Genomic DNA, 16292 nt, shown 5'->3' with positions numbered 1-16292 from the left:
CACGGAGCACATCGTTCATCACCAGCCTTTTGAGGAGACCGCAGACGTGTCCGAGAACGCAGAGAAGGCCAAGACCCCCGCAGACTTCTGGTTCGATCCGCTGTGCCCGTGGGCCTGGATGACCTCCCGCTGGATGCTGGAGGTGGAGAAGGTCCGCCCGGTGGAGGTGCGCTGGCATGTGATGAGCCTGGCCGTGCTGAACGAGAACAAACTCGACGAGGTGCCCGAGGAGTACCGCGAGAACATGCGCCCCGGCGGCAAGGCCTGGGGCCCGGTCCGCGTGGTGACCGCGGCGCAGCAGCTGCACGGCGACGAGGTCGTCGGCAGGCTCTACACCGCGCTCGGCACCCGCTTCCACAACGAGGGCCTGGGCGCGAACCGCGAGAGCATCGCCGCCGCCCTCGAAGACGCCGGCCTGCCCGCCGACCTCATCGAGTACGCCGACAAGGACACGTACGACGCGCAGCTGCGCGCCTCCCACAAGGAGGGCATCGACCTGGTCGGCCAGGAGGTCGGCACCCCGGTCATCGCCGTCCCCGGCTCGGACGGCGACCGGATCGCCTTCTTCGGCCCGGTCGTCACCCCCGCGCCCAAGGGCGAGCAGGCCGCCAGGCTCTGGGACGGCACGCTGATGGTCGCCTCCATCCCGGGCTTCTACGAGATCAAGCGGACGCGGACGGCCGGCCCGAGCTTCGACTGACTCTCCCCTTGAACCAGTTGAACCGGCTGAACAAGTTGAACCGGTTGAACCAACAGGCGAGCCCCCACGAGTCACGTCCTCGTGGGGGCTCGCCGTTCATCCGCCTGCCAAGTGAAAGGTGAGAAGACGATCACGAGGCAGGACGCCTGGGGCGCCGGGCGACAGGGCCTGGGCCGTTACGGCGCCAGCAGCAGGTTGTTGGCGCGCTCCTTGGCGGCCGTGTAGCGCTTGGCCACGTCCTGCCAGTTCACGACCTGCCACATGGCCTCGATGAAGTCGACCTTCTGGTTCCGGTACTGGAGGTAGAAGGCGTGCTCCCAGGCGTCGAAGACCAGGATCGGGACCGAGCCCTGGCCGACGTTGCCCTGGTGGTCGTAGACCTGCTCGACGATCAGCCGGCCCGTGACGGGCTCGTACGCCAGCACGCCCCAGCCGGAGCCCTGCGTGGTCGCCGAGGCCTTGGAGAGCTGCGCCTTGAACTTCGCGAACGATCCGAAGCTCTCGGCGAGGGCATCGGCCAGCTCGCCCACACCGTCCTTCTCCAGCGGCTCGCCGCCGCCGTCGCCGGTCATGTTGTGCCAGTAGATGCTGTGCAGGATGTGGCCGGAGAGGTGGAACGCGAGGTTCTTCTCCAGGCCGTTGATGGTGCCCCACTGGTCCTTGTCGCGGGCCTCGGCGAGCTGCTCCAGGGTGTCGTTCGCGCCCTTCACGTACGCCGCGTGGTGCTTGTCGTGGTGCAGCTCGATGATCTCGGGGCTGATGACCGGTGCCAGCGCCGAGTAGTCGTAGGGGAGTTCCGGAAGTGTGTAGAGAGCCATGCCGATCCCGCCTCCAAGCTGCGTGAATGCAGTAGTTGCGAACCTGTGTAGTTGCAATTGATGTGCAAGAGCACGCTATCAGCAGAGGTGATCATTGACGGGGGAAGGGGACCCGCCTGGTCCCAAAGACCGAGGCGGGGCGGGACCTCGGAAGGAGGTCCCGCCCCGCCTCGGGGGATCTGCCGTAGCCGCGATGGCGCTACCGCGAAGCCGCCTCCGTGTCCGCGCCCCCGCGCAGTGCCCGCTGCCGCAGCACTCCGATCACGGTCAGCACCACCCCGAACCCGCCGGTGAACAGCAGCTGGATGCGCTGGTTCTCATCGCGCAGCATCAGCAGCAGGACGGCGACGATGCCCGCCAGCGCCACCCAGGTCAGCACCGGGAACGCCCACATCCGGACCACGAGCTTCTCCGGCGCCTCGCGCTCCAGCCGTCCGCGCATCCGCAGCTGGGCCACGGAGATGAAGCCCCACACCACCAGGGTGGCCGCGCCGACCATGTTGAGCAGCCACTGGAAGACCGTCGTCGGCCACCAGAAGCTGAACAGCACCGCGAGGAAGCCGAACGAGGAGCAGAGGAACACCGCGCGGCGCGGCACCCCGCCGCTCACCTTGGCGAGGGCTCGGGGACCCTGGCCGCGGGACGTCAGCGAGAACGCCATCCGGGACGAGCCGTAGATATTGGCGTTCATCGCGGACAGCAGGGCCACCAGGATGACGACGTTCATGATCTGGCCGGCCGCCGGGATGTGCAGGTAGTTCAGCACCGCGACGTACGGGCCGCTCTTGGCGATCGAGGAGTCGTTCCACGGGATGACGGTCACGATGATCGCCAGCGAGCCGACGTAGAAGAGGGCGATCCGCCACATCGCGGTACGTACCGCTCGGGCGACGCCGCGGACCGGGTCCTGGGACTCGGCGGCCGCGATGGTCACCGTCTCCAGCCCGCCGTACGCGAACACCGACGCCAGCAGGCCGACCATCAGGCCGTCGGCGCCCTTGGGCAGGAAGCCGCCGTCACCGGTGAGGTGCGCGGTGCCCGGCGCCTCGGTACCGGGAAGCAGACCGAGGATCGCGAGCACGCCCAGGACCAGGAAGAGGGCGATCGCCACGACCTTGAGGGTGGCGAACCAGAACTCGAACTCGCCGAAGTTGCTGACCGCCGCCAGGTTCGTACCGGTGAAGACCACCATGAACAGCAGGACCCACATCCAGGTCTCGGTGGCCGGGAACCACTGGACCATGATGTCCGCGGCGCCCAGCGCCTCGGCGGCCACCGCCACGCACAGCAGCGCGGTGTACATCCAGCCCGCGGTGAAACCGGCCCAGGAGCCTATGGAGCGCTCGGCGTGCACGGAGAAGGAGCCGGAGGCCGGATTGGCCGCGGACATCTCACCGAGCATCCGCATGATCAGCATGACCAGGATGCCGGAGGCCGCGTAGGCCACCACGATCGAAGGGCCGGCCGCCGCGATGCCCTTGCCCGAGCCGACGAACAGGCCCGCGCCGATCACCCCGCCCAGGGCGATCATCGAAAGGTGTCGCTGCTTGAGGCCGTTGGACAGTGTGGAGCCGTTGTCCGGGCCGGCGCCCGGAGCGGCGCCGGTCTGCTCGCGCGCGGGTGTGGCGGACGAGGATGTCCGATTCATGTCGTACCTGTCCCAGTAGGTGAGAGCGGAGCAAGGTGGTACCGCGTTCTCCCGGTGCCCCGACCGGTGCGGCCCTGCTGCCAGGCCCCCCGGACCTCTGCCGCGGCAGAGCGTCCCGCAGGGGCTGCCGACGGCGGAGCTCCGGGGGCCTCGGCAAAGCTGGCTCAGTTTGAGCGTCGATGTTCGGTCACGGCAACAGGCTTACGGCGGATGTTCGATATTCAGACGGGATCGTTACCGTACGTGCCTGAATCGTCATCGATTTTCCGACACCGTCTGGTGCGCCTTCCGGACAGCCGGAGCAGCGTCCGGCATACGGCGGTCCCGGGCGGCTCAGCGCCGCCGCGTACGAAGGCCCCCGCGGCGGTGCCGCAGCTCCCGTGCGCCCGCGACGGCCAGCACCGCGCCGGTCGCCCCGGCCGACCACAGCAGCTGGGGCCGGGCCGCGTCGTCGAGCAGCATCAGCACGATCACCGCGGCCATCGCCAGCAGCGCCACCCACGTCAGATAGGGGAACGCCCACATCCGCAGGGCGAGCTTCCCGGGCGCCTCACGTTCGATCCGCGGGCGCAGCCGCAGCTGGGAGACCGCGATCAGACCCCAGACGAACAGCAGCACCGCGCCGACCGCGTTGAGCATGTAGAGGAACACCGAGTCCGGCCACTTGAGGTTCAGCAGCACCGAGACGAACCCGAAGGCCACCGAGGCCAGCACCGCCCGGCGCGGCACCCCGCCGCGCGTCACCGTCAGCAGCGCGCGCGGCGCCTCCCCCCGTTCCGCCAGCGAGAACACCATCCGCGACGAGCCGTAGAGATTGGCGTTCAGCGCCGAGAGCAGTGCCACGAACACCACGATGTTCATGATCTGGCCCGCGCCCGGCACCCCGATGCCGTCCAGCACCGCCACGTACGGGCTCTGCCCCGGCCGCATCGACGACCACGGCAGCAGCGTCACGATGACCAGCATCGAACCGACGTAGAAGAACAGGATCCGCCACACCGCGCTGCGTACCGCCCGGCCCACCGCCCGCGCCGGATCGTCCGACTCGGCCGCGGCGATGGTGACCACCTCCAGCCCGCCGAAGGCGAACACCACCGCCAGCACACCGGAGACCACCCCCGCCCAGCCGTGCGGCAGCAGCCCGCCGTGCCCGGTGAGGTTCGTCAGCCCGACCGGTTCCGTATCGGGGAGCACCCCGAAGATCGCCAGCAGGCTCAGCGCGAGGAACAGCACGATCGCGGTGACCTTCAGCGCCGCGAACCAGAACTCGAACTCCCCGAAGTTCTTCACCGCCGACAGGTTGGCCGCGGTGAACACGACCATGAAGATCAGCACCCAGCCCCACTGCGGCACCGCCGGAACCCAGCCGGCCGCGATCCGCGCCGCACCGGTCGCCTCCACGGCGAGCACCACGACCAGCAGGAACCAGTACAGCCAGCCGACGCTGAAACCGGCCCACCGCCCCAGCGCCCGCTCCGCGTGCACCGAGAACGCCCCGGAGGCCGGCATCGCCGCCGACATCTCACCGAGCATCCGCATGATCAGCATCGCCAGCGCACCGGCGATCAGATACGACAGCACGATCCCCGGCCCGGCCACCGCGATCCCCGCGCCGGACCCCACGAACAGGCCCGCGCCGATCACCCCGCCCAGGCCCAGCATCGTCAGATGGCGCTGCTTGAGCCCCGCGGACAGCGGCTCCTTCTCACCGGCGCCCTCGCCGAGCGGGGTCGGACCGACGGCGGTCGGTATGTCGTGCATCGGTTCGTCACTCTCAGGGAGAAGGGCTTGAGCGGCGCCGGGGGTTTGGGGGAACTCCACAGGTCACCGCGGGTTCCACCCAGTGTCGCCGCACTTCGCGCGCTACCACAAAACCGACACCATGGAGCGGCCGCCTCCGTGATGAGCATCACGTGACCTGCGCAGACGCCGATGGCCCGCACGGACCGGGCGCGAGGTGGCGGTTCGGACCGCTCCATCGGAACTCTCCAAGCGGGCCGTTACGGCTTTGTCACCGCTACACGATGATCGCCGTGGGCCCGCTGGACTAACGTCAACGCGTCCCGACCCGTCCCGCACCACTCACACACTCGCGGAGTCCCGATGAGCACTGCCGCTCTCACCAGCCCGGCCAGCTCGGGCACTGTCCTCGCCGACCTGCTGCCGACCGCCACCACCGCCACCCGCGCCCGCGTCCGTGACGCCGCGCTGGTCGTCGGCGGTGCCGCGCTCACCGGCCTCGCGGCCCAGATCGCCCTCCCGCTGCCCGGCTCCCCGGTCCCGGTGACCGGTCAGACCTTCGCCGCGCTCCTGGTCGGCACCTCGCTCGGCGCGGGCCGCGGGCTGCTCGCCCTCGCGCTGTACGCCCTGGCGGGCCTCGCCGGCGTGCCGTGGTTCGCCGGCGGAACCTCCGGGACCGGCGCCACCCTCGGCTACGTCGTCGGCATGGTGCTCGCCGCCGGCCTGGTCGGCGCGCTGGCCCGCCGCGGCGGCGACCGCGGAGTGCTGCGCACCGCCGTCACCATGGCCGCCGGCACCGCCGTGATCTACGGCGTCGGCGTCCCCTGCCTCGCGCTGAGCACAGGGATGTCCCTCGGTCAGGCCGCCGCCGTCGGCCTCGTCCCGTTCCTGATCGGTGACGCCCTCAAGGCGGCCCTGGCCATGGGCGCCCTGCCCGCCGCCTGGAAGCTCGTCGGCCGCCGAGGCTGACAGCGCGGACGGATGACAGAACGGAAGGGCCCGCACCACCACTATGGCGGTGCGGGCCCTTCCGCGTGGTGATGCGTGCGTTCGTCCCTACTGGCGTATGCGCCGCCGCTCCAGCAGCAGCCCGACCACCAGGACCACCACGGCCGCGACCACCGACAGCACCATCTGCTTCCGCCCGTTCGGGTCGTAGAACATGTAGCCCACGACGAAGACGATCAGCCCGATGGTCGCGTACGTCAGCCACGGGTACAGCCACATCCGCACCGTCAGCCGCTCCGGCGCCTCCTGCTCCAGCGTGCGGCGCATCCGCAGCTGCGAGAAGCAGATGACCAGCCACACGAACAGGGCCACCGCGCCCGAGGAGTTCAGCAGGAACTCGAAGACGGTGTCCTTCGAGGTGTAGCTGAAGATCGTCGCGATGAAGCCGAAGGCCACCGACGCCCAGATCGCGACCGCCGGCACCCCGCCCTTGTTCACGGTGGCGAACGACTTCGGCGCGTCGCCGCGCTCACCGAGCGAGAACGCCATCCGGGAGGCCGTGTACAGCCCGGAGTTCAGACAGGACAGCACCGCGGTCAGCACCACGATGTCCATCACCGTGCCCGCGTACGGAATGTCCAGCGACTTCAGCACCGCCACGTACGGGCTCTTGAGCAGCTCCGGGTCGTGCCACGGCAGCAGCGTCACGATCACCGCGATCGAGCCGATGTAGAACAGCGCGATCCGCCAGATGACGCTGTTGACGGCCTTGCGGACGGCCTGCACCGGGTTCGGCGACTCGCCCGCCGCCAGGGTCACGATCTCGCTGCCCATGAAGGAGAAGACCACCAGCAGCATCCCGGACAGGATCGCCCCCGGCCCGTGCGGCAGGAAGCCGCCCTCCCCGGTCAGATTGCTCAGCCCCACCGCGTGGTCACCGGGCGGCAGCCCGAAGACCGCCAGCGCGCCGATCACCAGGAACACCACGATCGCGACGACCTTGACCCCGGCGAACCAGAACTCGAACTCACCGAACGAGCCGACCGAGACCAGGTTGGTGCCGGTCAGCACCACCATCACCAGCAGCGCCCAGGCCCACTGCGGGACGGCCGGGACCCAGCCGGTGAGGATCGCGCCGGCCGCGGTCGCCTCGACCGCCAGCACCACCGACCAGAAGAACCAGTACAGCCAGCCGATGGTGAAGCCCGCCCAGCGGCCCAGCGCCCGGTCCGCGTACGCGGAGAACGAGCCCGAGGCGGGGGACGCCGCGGCCATCTCGCCCAGCATCCGCATCACCAGGACGACCAGCAGCCCGGTCAGCATGTACGAGAGCAGAATGCCCGGCCCGGCGGCCGCGATCCCGGCCCCGGAGCCCACGAACAGTCCGGCGCCGATGACACCGCCGATCGCGATCATCGACAGATGGCGGTTCTTCAGGCCCGCCTGCAGCCCGTCCGGCGACTGCCCTCCTGTGGGTCCGTGGCCGGGATCGCCGGTCACGGGGGCCGCTGGGGTGGTGAGGGTACCCCTCGCTCCTTTGGAGCTCGGGGGATGGTGCGCACCCATGTGCACCGTCCTTTGTGGTTCGCGGATGGAACCCCCGCATTAGAACTGCGTCAACAGCCGATCGGAAGGGTCCGAATCCGGATCGTTGTGCGAATCACCGGTCGGGCGCCTTCCCGGCATATGGATGGAAGGCAGAGGGTGGGGTTCCGTGCACAGAACGTGGGGAGACCCGGCGGCGCCGGCCCGGCGAGTGCCATGTCACACTCATGCCATGCGCGTGTATCTCGGCTCCGACCATGCCGGCTTCGACCTCAAGAACCACCTCGTCGAGTGGCTCACGGCCCATGGCCACGAGCCCGTCGACTGCGGCCCCCACATCTACGACGCCCAGGACGACTACCCCCCGTTCTGCCTCCGCGCCGCGGAGCGGACCGCGGCCGACCCGGAGAGCCTGGGCATCGTGATCGGCGGCTCCGGGAACGGCGAGCAGATCGCCGCCAACAAGGTCAAGGGCGTACGGGCCGCGCTGGCCTGGAGCGAGGAGACCGCCAAGCTCGGCCGTGAGCACAACAACGCCAACGTCATCTCCGTCGGCGGCCGGATGCACACTCAGGAGGAGGCCACGAAGTTCATCGAGATCTTCCTCGCCACCCCCTACTCCGGTGAGGAGCGGCACACCCGCCGTATCGAGATGCTCTCCGCGTACGAGACCACCGGCGAACTCCCGGCCATCCCGGCACACCACCCGCAGGGCTGACCGCCGCACCCCGCCGCCGCAGTCGCCGCCCGTCCTCCCCGCCGCCGGTGGGGGTCCCCCCTGCTCCTTAAGAGCTTGGGGGAGGGCGGGCGCACCCACTGGAGACCACACCCATGCCCGAGGGCCACACCATCCACCGCCTCGCCGCGGACTACGCCCAGAACTTCCAGGGGCAGACGGTGCGCGTCACCAGCCCGCAGGGCAAGTTCTCCGACGGCGCCGCCCTCCTCGACAACCAGGTGCTGGCCCACACCGAGGCCCACGGCAAACACCTCTTCCTCGGCTTCCGCCCGGACCAGTGGGTCCACATCCACCTGGGCCTCTTCGGCAAGCTCGGCTTCGGCGGCGCCCCCGCCCCGCCGCCGACCGACACCGTCCGACTGCGGATCACCGGCCCCACCGCCCACGCCGACCTCCGCGGCCCCACCACCTGCGCACTGATCACCGACGCCGAGAAGCAGGCGATACACGACCGGCTCGGCCCCGACCCGCTGCGCCCAGGGGACGACGGCGGCCGCGCCTGGCAGCGGATCTCCCGCAGCCGCACCACCATCGCGGCCCTGCTGCTCGACCAGAAGATCATCGCCGGGGTCGGCAACGTCTACCGCGCCGAGGTCCTCTTCCGGCACGGCATCGATCCGTACCTCCCCGGCCGCGACCTCACCCGTGCCGCATGGGACGCCGTCTGGGCCGACCTGGTGTTCCTGATGGCCGAGGGCGTCCGTCACAACCGCATCGACACCGTACGGCCGGAGCACCTGCCCGAGGCCATGGGCCGCCCGCCCCGGGTCGACGACCACGGCGGCGAGGTCTACGTGTACCGCCGCGCCCGGCAGGACTGCCACATCTGCGGCAGCGAGATCCGCACCGCCGGCCTGGCCGCCCGCAACCTCTTCTGGTGCCCCGGCTGCCAGCCGGCCATGGCCACGGCCACCGGCGGACGCTGACCCCCGGACAACACCCCCGGACAACACCCCGAACACCGCACCCGGGCACCGGTCGCCGCCCAGGCGTATCCGCGCGTCGTCCCCGCCACCCGCGTACGCCCTCCCCGTCGGCCGTGCTCCCTCGTGCCGAACGAGGATTCCCGGCAATTGGCCGGTGCGTCGTGCGGCGAATCGACGCACCGCCGAACGGGTGGATAAGGTCCCAGAGCGATGACAAACGGCCCGGGAACGGAAACCCTGACGGCCCGGGTGCACAAAGGTCTGCACCGGGCCCGCGTCGGCGTGCGCAAAGCCGGGGTCGACTACTTCCGCGGTGAGGGCTCCGACCGGCTCGCGCTGGCCGCCCTGCTGATCGCCATCGCCGTCATCGCCGCGGGCACCCTCTGGCGCCCCGAATGGTTCGCCCCCACCTCCCTCGTCCTTCCCGTGATCGCCGGCGGTCTGCTGCTGCGCCCGGCCAACCTCCTCGTCCTCTACGGCGCCTCGGCCACCGCCCTGGTCGTCGAGTCCGCGCTCTTCGGCCCGTACGAGGACGGACCCGAGCGGATCACCCCGGGCACCGTCCTGGTCGTGGCCGCCGTCGGATTCTTCGGCCTGCTCATCGCGCAGTTCCGCAGCCGCGTCGGGGTGCCCTGGCGGCGCGGCGGCACCATGCTCTTCGACCTGCGAGAACGTATCCGCGTCCAGAGCAAGCTCCCCAGACTGCCCAAGGGCTGGCACCACGAGATGGCGCTGCGCCCGGCGGGCGGGCAGTCCTTCTCCGGTGACTTCGTCGTTGCCTCCCGCACCCACGGGGGCGACATCCTCGAAGTCGTGCTCACCGACGTCTCCGGCAAGGGCATGGACGCCGCCTCCCGCGCCCTGCTGCTGTCCGGCGCCTTCGGCGGTCTGCTCGGCTCCCTCCCGCCGCACGGCTTCCTCCCCGCCGCCAACGGCTACCTCCTGCGCCAGGACTGGGACGAGGGCTTCGCCACCTCCATCCACCTCGTTCTCGACCTGGAATCCGGCGACTACGAACTCTTCTCCGCGGGCCATCTGCCGGCCCTCCAGCTCAGCGCGGGCAGCGGCCGCTGGGAGGAGAAGCCGGGCGAGGGCCCGCTCCTCGGCGTCTACGACGGCGCCCAGTTCGACCCTGTCAAGGGCACCCTGCGCCCCGGCGACGTCCTGATGCTCTTCACCGACGGCCTGGTCGAGGCCGCCGACCGCGATATCGCCGAGGGCATCGACCGGCTCACCGGCGAGGCCGACCGCTATGTCGCCGGCGGCTTCGCCGGCGCCGCCTGGCATCTGATCGAGGCCGTCGCGAAGGATGTCAACGACGACCGGGCGCTCCTGCTGATCTGCCGCGACGCCTGAGCGCGACGCCTGAGCGCGATGCCTGAGCGCGACGCCTGAGCGCGATGCCTGAGCGGGCTTCTCAGGCGGCGGACCGGGTCCGCGAGCGGGCCGCCGCGTCGGCCGGGTCCTGGCGGAAGGCCCAGGCCATCGTCGGCTCCATGGCGAAGCGCAGGGCACGGCGGACGGGCGGTGTGCACAGGCCCGTCACGATCAGCGCGGCGACGAGGGTGACCGTGACCTCGCCGAGGGGCGTGTGGAGCCAGGCGTAGTCGTCGAACCAGCCCCAGAAGCGGGAGCCCTTCGCCAGGAACCCGTGCAGGAGGTAGCCGTACAGCGTTCCGGCGCCCAGCACCGTGAACCATGTCCGCCGCGTCGGCACCCAGGAGAAGAAGCAGGCCACGAGCACGATCGAGCAGCCGAGGAGGGCGAGGGTCATCGCCGCGCCGATCCACCAGGTGGTGCCCAGTTCCTGCGCGCTGTCGCGGTGGTAGAACCACGCCGAGGCCATCCGCGGCGCCGCCCAGTAGGCCATCACCAGCGCGACCGCGAAGACCGGCAACGCGGCGATCCGCACCCACCGCCGCCGCACCAGCGCGAAGTGCTCCGGCCGCAGCGACAGCCCCAGCACGAAGAACGGCAGGAACTGCAGGACGCGCTGGAGGTCCAGGTCGTCGCCGATCTCCGGGCTGACGGACGCGAGCACGGCGATCGCCACGGCGAGCGGAACCGGCCAGCGGACGATCTTCCACAGCGGGGCGGTCAGCCGCCACACGAAGAGCGCCACCAGGAACCACGTCAGGTACCAGGGATCGAGCAGGCTGATGGGCCCGGGATCGTCGCCCGCCCAGCTCTTGAAGCCGGCGTAGGCGGTCTCGAACAGGACGTACGGGACCGCGACTCCGGTGATCAGCCGCTGCAGCCGGTCCCTGCGCAGGTCGAAGCTGCGCGAGAAGTAGCCGGAGATGATGATGAACGCCGGCATGTGGAAGGCGTAGACGGTCATATAGAGCGCCTTGGCGGTCCGGCTGCCGTCGGTCAGCGGCTCCCAGGCGTGGCCCATCGCCACCAGCACGATGGCCAGGTACTTCGCGTTGTCGAAGAACGCATGACGGCCGTCGGAACCGGTCGTCGGCGACGCGGCGGCCTCGGGCGCATCGGACGGCCGCGGCGCGGGCTCCGCCGGGCCCGTACCAGGTGCCTCCCGGGGAGGGGGGAGGTCACGTCGTGGCGTGGGGGGAGCGGGAAACATCTGAGGCACGATAGTGGCGCCCGGTGCATGCGTAAAACCGTGTCCGGCCATTCCGTGGGGGCGGGCCTCGCTATCCCCTTTAGTGCACTTCTTAGTACACTTCATGCGCCCAAAAGGGGCTATATCTCCGGTGGGTGGCGCGGGTGGAATGCCACTTCTTTACGCCCAAGTGGGCTGGACGGGTACCGGCCGTCCTGGGGCCGTCGTGTGCGCGCTCCGTCCGCTGCCCTTGCGCTGGTGGCCCCCGGTCGGGACCCCGCGGCTGCGGCGGCCGGAAACGGGCGAAGCGTTGGCCGATGATTCGTCACCTGCCTGCGGTGGGCATGAAGTTGGTGGCACGATGGTGCCAGGGGGGTGTGCGCGGCATGCTCCCGGGGCCGGTGAGGCGTTCCGACCGAGGGTGTGATCAGTTGTGGCTCTATCGCTGTCAGTTGTACTGCTGTTGGGGATCATCCTGGTCGTGTTGATCAGGGGTAAGTCGATCAAGGCGGGCCCCGCGATCGTGGCCATACTGTTCGGCTTCTTCCTGGCCTCCACCGGCATGGCGCCCGCCATCAACAGATTCTTCAACTCGGTGGCGAACACCATCAATCACATCTCGTTCTAGATGTGTCAAGCCCCCGACGCCACGCACCACGTCCCAGGTGCCGCCCGCTGGACCTGATGTCAAGGCCGGGTCGCCACCTGCGGGTTGGCGGACCCGGCAGTGGGTCAGGGCGAGGCGGAGACCGGGCCGCGCGGACTGGGCCGGCCGGCCGCCACCGCCCGCTCCGCCCTGAACCGGCTGGGCGAGGAGGCCACGGCCGAGGAGACCTGCAACGCCTTCGTCATGGTCCCGGTCGGCACCGACCCCGACACCTGCCGCGACCTGGTGCTCGAGGTCCAGCAGGCCCTCAAGTCGGAGGCGGTGTCCGCCGGGAAGACGGTCGGTGAGTTCTTCCCCGGCCACCCCATGCAGGGCATCCACCGCACCGGCTTCCGCCCCCTGGCCGGCCCGCACCCGGTGCTCGCCGTGCGCGCCATGGTGATCACCGACATCCTCTTCCTCACCCTCCCCGGCATCCCCGCCGCCGAGCGGCTGCCCTGTCTGAAGGTGTGGCACAGTCGCTTCGGCGAGGTGACCGGTGGCCCGTGGGCCCAGTTGCACGCCGACGCCCTGGCCGCGGCAGAGAAGGAACTCGACGACCGATGACCGACCTCGACCTCGACGACGTCAACCTCGACCGTGAACGCCTGCGCCTGGCCGAGCTGTTCGACGTGGCCCCCAGCCGCGTCCTGCACGCCTTCAGTGTGCTGGGCGTCGCCGACCACATCCCGGACGCGGGCACCGGCCTGGACGCCCTGGCCACCGCCCTGGACACCGATCCGGGCCGCCTCGCCCGCCTCGTGCGCGCCGCCGAATGCCTCGACGTCGTACGTGTCGACGCCGACCGCACGGTCCGCCTCACACCGGCCGGCACCCTGCTGCGCTCCGGTCAACCCGGCGGTCTGCGTGCCGAGTTCAGCGACAACTCCCTGTTCACCGCCTGGGGCCCGTTCGCGGACTGCGTGCGCGGCGGCCGGCCCAGTTACGAACTCGTCCACGGCACCGCGATCTTCGACGCGATCGGTGACGACCCCGAGGCGCTGGCCACCTTCCACGAGCACATGCGGACGCGCGCCGCGCGGCTCTACCGCCCGCTGCTGCCGTTCCTCCTCGACCGGTGCGCGCCCGACGTCGTGGACGTGGCGGGCGGCACCGGCGGACTGGCCCGGCTCCTGCTGGAGCACGGCACCACCCACCACGTCACCCTCACCGACCTGCCCGAGGTGATCGCCCTCGTCCCGGACGAGCTGGCCCGGCGCCACCCCGGCCGCTTCGCCACCGTCGCCGCCGATATGCGCGAGCACATTCCGCCGGGCCACGGCACCTACGTCCTGGGCAGCGTGCTGCACGACTGGCCCGACGCCGAGGCCGGCCGTCTCCTCACCCGCTGCGCGCGGGCCATGGGCCCCGGCAGCGAGGTGATCCTCCTGGAGCGGGTGCTGTCCGAAACCGGACCGGATCCGCGCACCATGGGCGACATGTGGATGATGGCCATGACCGGCGGCCAGGAGCGCACCCGCGCCCAGTGGGCCGCGCTGGCGTCCGGCGCCGGCCTGTCCCTGCGGGAGGTCCACGACGCGGGCGGCGAGCTCTCGGCGGTGGTCCTGGCGCACTGAGCCCGCCGTATTCCGTGAAGCCGCCGTATTCGGTGAAGCCGCCGTATTCGGTGAAGCCGCCGTATTCCGTGAAAGAAGCCGTCGGCCGGATTTCTGCGATTCCCGCACCGCATCCACTTCATACAGGCCGGTTCCCCGCAGTACGGGGTCCTGCCGCGTCTCGGAGAGGAATCCGTGCCGGTGCAGGATCGCCTGGAAAGCGGCCATGCGCCGCGAAGCTCTTCGCCGGGCACGCGAACACATCGGGCGCGGGCTCGGCGGCGATGACCTGGATGGCGACGATGACCTGGATATCGGGCTGGGCGTCGGCGAAACCGATCGAGGCCGGCCCGACGTTGCCCCCGATGTTCCCGCAACAGTAATTACGGCGGTGGATGTGACGGGCATCGCGGCGGCAGCGGCGGCGGCAAGCCGAAAAGACTCAGGGCCGGACCGTGGAGTTCCACGATCCGGCCCTGGGTATTTCCGGAGCGGGCGACGGGAATCGAACCCGCGTAGCTAGTTTGGAAGACTAGGGCTCTACCATTGAGCTACGCCCGCGAGCACCGCAGGTCAGGGACCTCGGCACGCAGTGCATCCTAGCGGGTCATCACGGTGCCCCGCACACCCCGTGCGCACCCCGTCCGGTACGCCCCCTCTTGTGCGCCGTTCCGCGCTCCGCCCGCACCGGTGTCCACACCGGGTGTTCCGATATCCGGCAGCCGTACGGCCTGCGGCCATGTACCCTACGTGTCGCACCGACGGGGTGTGGCGCAGCTTGGTAGCGCGTCCGCTTTGGGAGCGGAAGGCCGTGGGTTCAAATCCCGCCACCCCGACCATGACCGGCCGATCGCCGGCCACCTGCGCGATCACCACACACGATCGCCTTTTGGGGCGTTCAGCGGCTGCGGTTACTATGCAAGCTGCGCGCCCGTGTGTCTCTCTTCTGAGGAAGTCCTCCGGGCGGCGAAATCCGCCGGACCAGTCTGGCTCCGGCAGAACCCCAGAAGTCAGCCACAAGGAGACCGAACCGTGAAGAGCGCCGTGGAGACCCTGAACCCGACTCGGGTTCGGCTCACTGTCGAGGTGCCCTTCGAGGAGCTCAAGCCCAGCCTCGACGCGGCGTACAAGAAGATCAACCAGCAGGTCACGGTGCCCGGCTTCCGTAAGGGCAAGATCCCGGCCCGGGTCATCGACCAGCGGTTCGGCCGCGGCGCGGTGCTGGAGGAGGCCGTCAACGACGCGCTCCCGAAGTTCTACACCGAAGCGGTCAACGAAGGTGAGCTGAACGTCCTCGGCCAGCCCGAGGTCGACATCACCGAGCTCAAGGACAACGAGCTGCTGGCCTTCACCGCCGAGGTGGACATCCGCCCGGCCCTGGAGATCCCGGACTACTCCGGCATCGAGGTCGAGGTCGACACCGTCGAGGTGTCGGACGAGGACATCGACAAGTCCGTCGAGCAGCTGCGTGAGCGCTTCGCCTCCACCAGCCCGGTCGAGCGCGCCGCCCAGGACGGCGACGTCGTGACGATCGACCTGGAGGCCAAGGTCGAGGGCGAGGTCCTCGAGGACGGCGTCGCCCAGGACGTCAGCTACACCATCGGCTCCGGCGAGCTGCTCGACGGCATCGACGACGCCGTCAAGGGCCTGGAGGCCGGCGGCAGCGCCACCTTCACCTCCGAGCTCAAGGGCGGCTCCGCCCAGGGCAAGGAGGCCGAGGTCACCGTCAAGGTCACCGAGGTCAAGGTCCGCGAACTGCCCGAGCTGGACGACGACTTCGCGCAGCTGGCCAGCGAGTTCGACACCCTGGAGGAGCTGCGCGCGGACAGCCGCACGCGCCTCGAGCGGATGAAGAAGTTCGACCAGGCCACCCAGGCGCAGGAGAAGGTCCTGGACGAGCTGCTCAAGCTCGTCGAGGTGCCGATGCCGGAGAAGCTGCTCGCGGACGAGATCCAGACCCGCAAGCACAACCTCCAGCACCACCAGCTCGGCCAGATGGGTCTCGACCTCGCGAAGTACCTGGAGATCCAGGGCAAGACCGAGGAAGAGTTCGACGCCGAGACCAAGGAGCAGGCCGAGAAGGGCATCAAGACCCAGTTCATCCTCGACGAGCTGGTCAACAAGGAGAAGCTGAACGTCAGCCAGGAGGAGCTCACCGAGCACCTCATGCGCCGCGCGCAGTCCTCCGGCATGTCCCCCGACCAGTTCGCCCAGGCCGTCGTCGAGGGCGGCCAGGTGCCGATGCTCGTCGGTGAGGTCGCCCGCGGCAAGGCCCTCGCGGTGGTCGTCGAGGCCGCCACGGTCAAGGACGCCAGCGGCGAGGTCGTCGACATGTCCGACGAGGACGAGACCGAGGCCGCCGAGGACGTCGTCGCCAAGGCCGAGGGTGCGGACGAGAAGGCCGCCGAGGCCGCCGAGGAGAAGACCGAGGCCTGAGCCCCGGCCGTCCCGCGCCCCGCG

At 70.2% G+C, this 16292-nt stretch carries 14 protein-coding genes and 2 tRNA genes; 10 read left to right on the top strand and 6 right to left on the bottom strand.

The features are described from left to right. Positions 1–46: 46 nt before the first annotated feature. On the top strand, positions 47–700 hold the full coding sequence (locus tag ACFY12_RS27025) for a DsbA family protein (protein ID WP_390718483.1): 654 nt from the start codon (positions 47–49) through the stop codon (positions 698–700). 176 nt (positions 701–876) lie between these two features. Here the strand turns inward: ACFY12_RS27025 and ACFY12_RS27020 are convergent, their stop codons facing one another. From ACFY12_RS27020 to ACFY12_RS27010, 3 genes are all read right to left on the bottom strand, one after another. Continuing rightward, positions 877–1518, bottom strand: coding sequence for a superoxide dismutase (locus tag ACFY12_RS27020; protein ID WP_390718482.1), 642 nt, complete (start codon positions 1516–1518; stop codon positions 877–879). A gap of 199 nt (positions 1519–1717) precedes the next feature. Continuing rightward, positions 1718–3166 (bottom strand): amino acid permease, encoded by a 1449-nt coding sequence (locus ACFY12_RS27015; RefSeq protein WP_390718481.1) that lies wholly within the window; start codon positions 3164–3166, stop codon positions 1718–1720. A gap of 333 nt (positions 3167–3499) precedes the next feature. Next, positions 3500–4927 (bottom strand): amino acid permease, encoded by a 1428-nt coding sequence (locus ACFY12_RS27010; protein ID WP_390718480.1) that lies wholly within the window; start codon positions 4925–4927, stop codon positions 3500–3502. A 342-nt stretch (positions 4928–5269) separates the two neighbouring features. On the opposite strand from ACFY12_RS27010, the gene ACFY12_RS27005 reads away from it, so the two are divergent. Next, positions 5270–5875 carry a biotin transporter BioY gene (locus ACFY12_RS27005; protein ID WP_390718479.1) on the top strand — a complete coding sequence of 202 codons (606 nt, stop codon included), beginning with the start codon at positions 5270–5272 and terminating at the stop codon, positions 5873–5875. A gap of 87 nt (positions 5876–5962) precedes the next feature. Here the strand turns inward: ACFY12_RS27005 and ACFY12_RS27000 are convergent, their stop codons facing one another. Beyond that, the gene (locus ACFY12_RS27000; RefSeq protein ID WP_390718478.1) at positions 5963–7420 is read right to left on the bottom strand and encodes an amino acid permease; all 1458 of its coding nucleotides are present in this window, start codon (positions 7418–7420) and stop codon (positions 5963–5965) included. A 211-nt stretch (positions 7421–7631) separates the two neighbouring features. Between ACFY12_RS27000 and ACFY12_RS26995 the strand changes: the two genes are divergently transcribed. From ACFY12_RS26995 to ACFY12_RS26985, 3 genes are all read left to right on the top strand, one after another. Continuing rightward, complete coding sequence (locus ACFY12_RS26995; protein WP_390718477.1) at positions 7632–8117, top strand: ribose-5-phosphate isomerase; 486 nt, start codon at positions 7632–7634, stop codon at positions 8115–8117. Positions 8118–8230: 113 nt separating this feature from the next. Then, complete coding sequence (locus ACFY12_RS26990; RefSeq protein ID WP_390718476.1) at positions 8231–9064, top strand: Fpg/Nei family DNA glycosylase; 834 nt, start codon at positions 8231–8233, stop codon at positions 9062–9064. Positions 9065–9274: 210 nt separating this feature from the next. Next, on the top strand, positions 9275–10420 hold the full coding sequence (locus ACFY12_RS26985) for a PP2C family protein-serine/threonine phosphatase (protein WP_390718475.1): 1146 nt from the start codon (positions 9275–9277) through the stop codon (positions 10418–10420). A gap of 61 nt (positions 10421–10481) precedes the next feature. Here the strand turns inward: ACFY12_RS26985 and ACFY12_RS26980 are convergent, their stop codons facing one another. After that, a complete protein-coding gene (locus ACFY12_RS26980) occupies positions 10482–11651 on the bottom strand; it encodes an acyltransferase family protein (RefSeq protein WP_390718474.1) in 1170 nt (389 codons plus the stop codon). A 412-nt stretch (positions 11652–12063) separates the two neighbouring features. On the opposite strand from ACFY12_RS26980, the gene ACFY12_RS26975 reads away from it, so the two are divergent. The 3 genes from ACFY12_RS26975 (at position 12064) to ACFY12_RS26965 (ending at position 13853) form a co-directional block, all read left to right on the top strand. Then, positions 12064–12258: a hypothetical protein gene (locus tag ACFY12_RS26975; protein ID WP_066931884.1), complete on the top strand. Its 195-nt coding sequence runs from the start codon at positions 12064–12066 to the stop codon at positions 12256–12258. 99 nt (positions 12259–12357) lie between these two features. Next, entirely contained in the window at positions 12358–12843 is a 486-nt protein-coding gene (locus ACFY12_RS26970) for a DUF6875 domain-containing protein (RefSeq protein WP_390718473.1), read from the top strand. Continuing rightward, on the top strand, positions 12840–13853 hold the full coding sequence (locus ACFY12_RS26965) for a methyltransferase (RefSeq protein WP_390718472.1): 1014 nt from the start codon (positions 12840–12842) through the stop codon (positions 13851–13853). Before ACFY12_RS26970 ends, ACFY12_RS26965 begins: the two co-directional genes overlap by 4 nt. A gap of 469 nt (positions 13854–14322) precedes the next feature. Here the strand turns inward: ACFY12_RS26965 and ACFY12_RS26960 are convergent. Next, positions 14323–14393 (bottom strand) — tRNA-Gly (locus ACFY12_RS26960). Positions 14394–14594: 201 nt separating this feature from the next. On the opposite strand from ACFY12_RS26960, the gene ACFY12_RS26955 reads away from it, so the two are divergent. Then, positions 14595–14671: transfer RNA gene (locus ACFY12_RS26955), tRNA-Pro, on the top strand. Between the two features lie 193 nt (positions 14672–14864). Continuing rightward, the gene (gene tig, locus ACFY12_RS26950) at positions 14865–16268 is read left to right on the top strand and encodes a trigger factor (RefSeq protein WP_390718471.1); all 1404 of its coding nucleotides are present in this window, start codon (positions 14865–14867) and stop codon (positions 16266–16268) included. The last annotated feature ends 24 nt before the right edge of the window (positions 16269–16292 follow it).

The sequence above is a fragment of the Streptomyces sp. NPDC001339 genome (assembly GCF_042895955.1).
Classification (GTDB): domain Bacteria; phylum Actinomycetota; class Actinomycetes; order Streptomycetales; family Streptomycetaceae; genus Streptomyces.
This window is presented reverse-complemented; position numbering and strand designations above follow the sequence as displayed.

Bases quoted from the DNA above. Each gene is read 5' to 3' on its own strand.
- ACFY12_RS27020 (WP_390718482.1), bottom strand. From the start codon at position 1,518: ATGGCTCTCTACACACTTCCGGAACTCCCCTACGACTACTCGGCGCTG.
- ACFY12_RS27015 (WP_390718481.1), bottom strand. From the start codon at position 3,166: ATGAATCGGACATCCTCGTCCGCCACACCCGCGCGCGAGCAGACCGGC.
- ACFY12_RS27010 (WP_390718480.1), bottom strand. From the start codon at position 4,927: ATGCACGACATACCGACCGCCGTCGGTCCGACCCCGCTCGGCGAGGGC.
- ACFY12_RS27005 (WP_390718479.1), top strand. From the start codon at position 5,270: ATGAGCACTGCCGCTCTCACCAGCCCGGCCAGCTCGGGCACTGTCCTC.
- ACFY12_RS27000 (WP_390718478.1), bottom strand. From the start codon at position 7,420: ATGGGTGCGCACCATCCCCCGAGCTCCAAAGGAGCGAGGGGTACCCTC.
- ACFY12_RS26995 (WP_390718477.1), top strand. From the start codon at position 7,632: ATGCGCGTGTATCTCGGCTCCGACCATGCCGGCTTCGACCTCAAGAAC.
- ACFY12_RS26990 (WP_390718476.1), top strand. From the start codon at position 8,231: ATGCCCGAGGGCCACACCATCCACCGCCTCGCCGCGGACTACGCCCAG.
- ACFY12_RS26985 (WP_390718475.1), top strand. From the start codon at position 9,275: ATGACAAACGGCCCGGGAACGGAAACCCTGACGGCCCGGGTGCACAAA.
- ACFY12_RS26980 (WP_390718474.1), bottom strand. From the start codon at position 11,651: ATGTTTCCCGCTCCCCCCACGCCACGACGTGACCTCCCCCCTCCCCGG.
- ACFY12_RS26965 (WP_390718472.1), top strand. From the start codon at position 12,840: ATGACCGACCTCGACCTCGACGACGTCAACCTCGACCGTGAACGCCTG.